Origin of the sequence: Pseudomonas sp. 44 R 15 (genome assembly GCF_900004965.1) — a bacterium.
Lineage (GTDB): Bacteria > Pseudomonadota > Gammaproteobacteria > Pseudomonadales > Pseudomonadaceae > Aquipseudomonas > Aquipseudomonas orientalis_A.
Window position 1 is genome coordinate 1 of the sequence record NZ_CVTU01000062.1, and the last position, 3,640, is coordinate 3,640.

The 3,640-nt window shown below is 59.9% G+C and carries 4 protein-coding genes; all 4 read right to left on the reverse strand.

Translation table 11 applies throughout. The features are described from left to right. Window positions 1-125 precede the first annotated feature (125 nt). Window positions 126-842, reverse strand: a complete 717-nt coding sequence (gene pcsA, locus BFP93_RS07185; protein WP_065892588.1) for a phosphatidylcholine synthase — start codon at window positions 840-842, stop codon at window positions 126-128. A gap of 148 nt (window positions 843-990) precedes the next feature. Then, on the reverse strand, window positions 991-1,911 hold the full coding sequence (locus BFP93_RS07190) for a class I SAM-dependent methyltransferase (RefSeq protein WP_065892589.1): 921 nt from the start codon (window positions 1,909-1,911) through the stop codon (window positions 991-993). A gap of 49 nt (window positions 1,912-1,960) precedes the next feature. Continuing rightward, on the reverse strand, window positions 1,961-2,449 hold the full coding sequence (locus BFP93_RS07195; protein WP_065892590.1) for a DUF1289 domain-containing protein: 489 nt from the start codon (window positions 2,447-2,449) through the stop codon (window positions 1,961-1,963). Window positions 2,450-2,536: 87 nt separating this feature from the next. After that, on the reverse strand, window positions 2,537-3,640 hold a 1,104-nt coding region (locus tag BFP93_RS07200; RefSeq protein WP_065892591.1), incomplete at its 5' end, for a ribonucleotide-diphosphate reductase subunit beta.

Genomic DNA, 3,640 nt, shown 5'->3' on the forward strand with positions numbered 1-3,640 from the left:
CTGAGATCAAGATCAAAAGCAGATCAAGATCAAGAGCGACTCGCTTCGCATCGTGGTTACGGTTGGGCGCTACAGAGTTGTGTAGATACCTATGGCCATCGGGGGCAAGCCCCCTCCCACATTTTTTATTTGTGTGTACCCAGCCATTCCAGCGCCGTGCGCCAGATGCAGATGCCCAGAAAGTACGCCGACATCAGCGACCACAGCCCGAACGTCCACGGGTTGGTGTTCGGATAATCCACCACCATCAGGAAACTGCACAGCAACCAGATCGTGGTCACCGCGATATTGATCGGCATGAAGCGCTTGACCCGGAACGGGTGCAGGAACTTCATCGGCGTCACGGTCAGCAGCGCCAGGCCGATCACGGTCAGCAGGGTGACCCATGCGTCCGGCTGGATGATGTACACGCACAGGGCCACCACGTTCCACGCCGCCGGGAAGCCGACGAAATAGTTGTCCTTGCTCTTCATGTTCACGTTGCAAAAGCAGAACAGCGACGACACTAGGATCACCGACACCGCAAACAGGTGGGTAAATTCAGGCAGGTCGATATAGCGGTAGATAAACAGTGCCGGGATGAACACGTAGGTGAGGTAATCGATCACCAGGTCCAGTACCGATCCGTCAAAGCTGGGCAACACTGTGCTGACGTTGACCCGTCGCGCCAGGGAGCCGTCGAGGCCATCGACCACCAGGGCCAGGCCTAGCCACAGCAGGCAGGCCTTGGGTGAGTTTTCCAGCAGCGCCAGGGTGGCCAGGAATGCCAATACCACGCCCGTGGCGGTGAAGCCGTGGGCACCCCAGGCTTTGATTCTGGCTACATGCAGGGTCGATATCACGGGCGGTTCTCCAAAGGATCAAACGGGGCAGCCGACAGCGTAACGCCGTCGAGTCTGGCCGGGGAATGCAGGTATCGACCGGGAAGGCGGGGATAAGGTTCACCACCCGGCGTATGGCTTAGCGTAGCAAGCGCAGCAAGTTTCGGCATCAGCCCTGGCGAAACACCAGGGCCTTCAAGCCACTTTGAGGGTCGATATCCGGGAATTCCGGCGGGTTTTCCAGGCGTTCTACAAAGCGCAGGCCCGCTGCCTCGCGGCTGACGCCGTCGATCAGGAAGTCTTCGCCGAACGCCGGATCGTTCATGCACGCCAGCACCGTGCCGTGGGGCGTGAGCAAGTCCGGCAGGCGACGCAGCACGCGCTGGTAGTCCTTGGTCAGCAGGAAGCTGCCTTTCTGGAAGGACGGCGGGTCGATGATCACCAGGTCATAGGGGCCGCTGTGGGTGACCTTGGCCCAGGACTTGAACAGGTCGTGGCCCAGAAAGGTCACCTTGCTCAAGTCGTGACCATTGAGGCGATGGTTGTCGCGCCCACGGCTCAGGGCGCCACGGGCCATGTCCAGGTTCACCACATGCTCGGCGCCGCCTTCGACAGCGGCCACGGAAAACCCGCAGGTGTAGGCAAACAGGTTAAGCACGCGCTGGCCTTTGGCCTGCTCGCGCACCCAGTTGCGGCCGTAGCGCATGTCGAGGAACAGGCCGCTGTTCTGCTTTTTACCCAAGTCGATCAGGTAGCGCAGGCCGCCTTCGGTAATGATCAGCTCGTCGAGGGCGTCACCGACCAGCCACTCGGTGGTGCTTTGCGGCAGATAGCGGTGTTGCAGCGCTACGGTATGGGCGCTGCAACCGGCCCAGTCGATCTGCAACAACAGCTGCTTCAAGGCCTGCAGATGCTCGGTCTCCTTGAACAGCGCCACCAGCACCACGCCTTGCAGCCAGTCCACCGTCAGTTGCTCGAGGCCCGGCCAGCAGCGGCCACGGCCGTGGAACAGGCGGCGGGTTTCAGCGGGTGGGGTGGCCAGGGCAGTGAGCAGATGGGCGTGCAGGGTAGCGAGTGCGTCTGGGGTCATCGGTGAGCGTCAGTCGTTGAGCGGGCGGCATTTTAAACACAATTGTGCGTCAGAGCGTGGCGATCAGGGCTGGGCCAAAGGTTTCGCGCAGAAAAACCGGGGCAATGTAGCGCTCGTAATGGGCTTCGGACAGCAGGAAAAACTCGCGGTCAATCGCATCGCGCAAGTCGGTGAGGGGACGCTCGCGAAACTCCGGCAGCAACGCCAGGCCATAGGCGTCCAGGTTCGACATGACCCGCGCACCCCGGGCAATCAGCTGGTACGCCCAGCAATACGGCGACTGCTGCGGCATGAAGCGGATCTTGCGGTCCTCCAGTTGCTGGCGCAGGCGCTGCGGGTCGAAGACTTCCAGCTTGCTGCTCATCACCTGCACCAGCAACTGCTCCAGGCGCAGCCACACCGCGTGCTTTTCCTCGGCGCTATAGCCGTTCCACTGGATCACCTCATGGTGATAACGCTTGCAGCCCCGGCAGACCAGATCACCGTAGACGGTGGAACACAGGCCTATGCAGGGTGTCTTGATGGTTTGATTGGGCATAAAAGGCAATTTGCAAAGTTATGGAACACCGCGTTCCCAATGTGGGAGGGAGCAAGCCCCACCCACATTGTGGAGCTGTGCTGTTAATCAATCCCAGCTCAGCGCGCCACCGGTCTGGTACTCGATCACGCGGGTTTCAAAGAAATTTTTCTCTTTCTTCAAATCCATAATCTCGCTCATCCACGGGAACGGATTGGTGGTCCCTGGATACTCTTCCTTCAACCCAATCTGCGACAGGCGACGGTTAGCGATGAACTTGAGGTAGTCCTCCATCATCGCCGCATTCATGCCCAGAACACCGCGAGGCATGGTATCGCGCGCATATTCAATCTCCAGCTGCGTGCCCTGCAGGATCATCTGGGTCGCTTCTTCCTTCATCTCGGCATCCCACAAATGCGGGTTTTCGATTTTGATCTGGTTGATCACATCGATCCCGAAGTTCAGGTGCATCGACTCATCGCGCAGGATGTACTGGAACTGTTCGGCCACGCCGGTCATTTTGTTGCGGCGGCCCATGGACAGGATCTGGGTGAAGCCGCAGTAGAAGAAGATGCCTTCCAGTACGCAGTAGTAGGCAACCAAGTTGCGCAGCAGCTCTTTGTCGGTGTCGACGGTGCCGGTTTCGAACTTCGGATCGGAGATCGAGCGGGTGTACTTCAGGCCCCAGGCGGCTTTTTTAGCGACCGATGGGATCTCGTGGTACATGTTGAAGATCTCGCCTTCATCCATGGCCAACGATTCAATGCAGTACTGGTAGGCGTGGGTGTGGATCGCTTCTTCGAAGGCCTGGCGCAGGATGTACTGGCGGCATTCGGGGTTGGTGATCAGGCGGTACACGGCCAGCACCAGGTTGTTGGCGACCAGGGAGTCGGCGGTGGAGAAGAAGCCGAGGTTGCGCATGACGATGCGACGTTCGTCGTCGGTCAGGCCTTCGGGGTTTTTCCACAGGGCGATGTCGGCGGTCATGTTGACCTCTTGCGGCATCCAGTGGTTGGCGCAGCCGTCGAGGTATTTCTGCCAGGCCCAGTCGTACTTGAAGGGCACGAGTTGGTTGAGGTCGGCGCGGCAGTTGATCATGCGCTTTTCGTCGACGGCGACGCGGGCGGAGGCGCCTTCGAGTTCGGCGAGGCCTTCGGCGACGTCGAGTTTGTCCAGTTCGGCCTTGGCGCGTGCGATGGCGGCCGAATCACT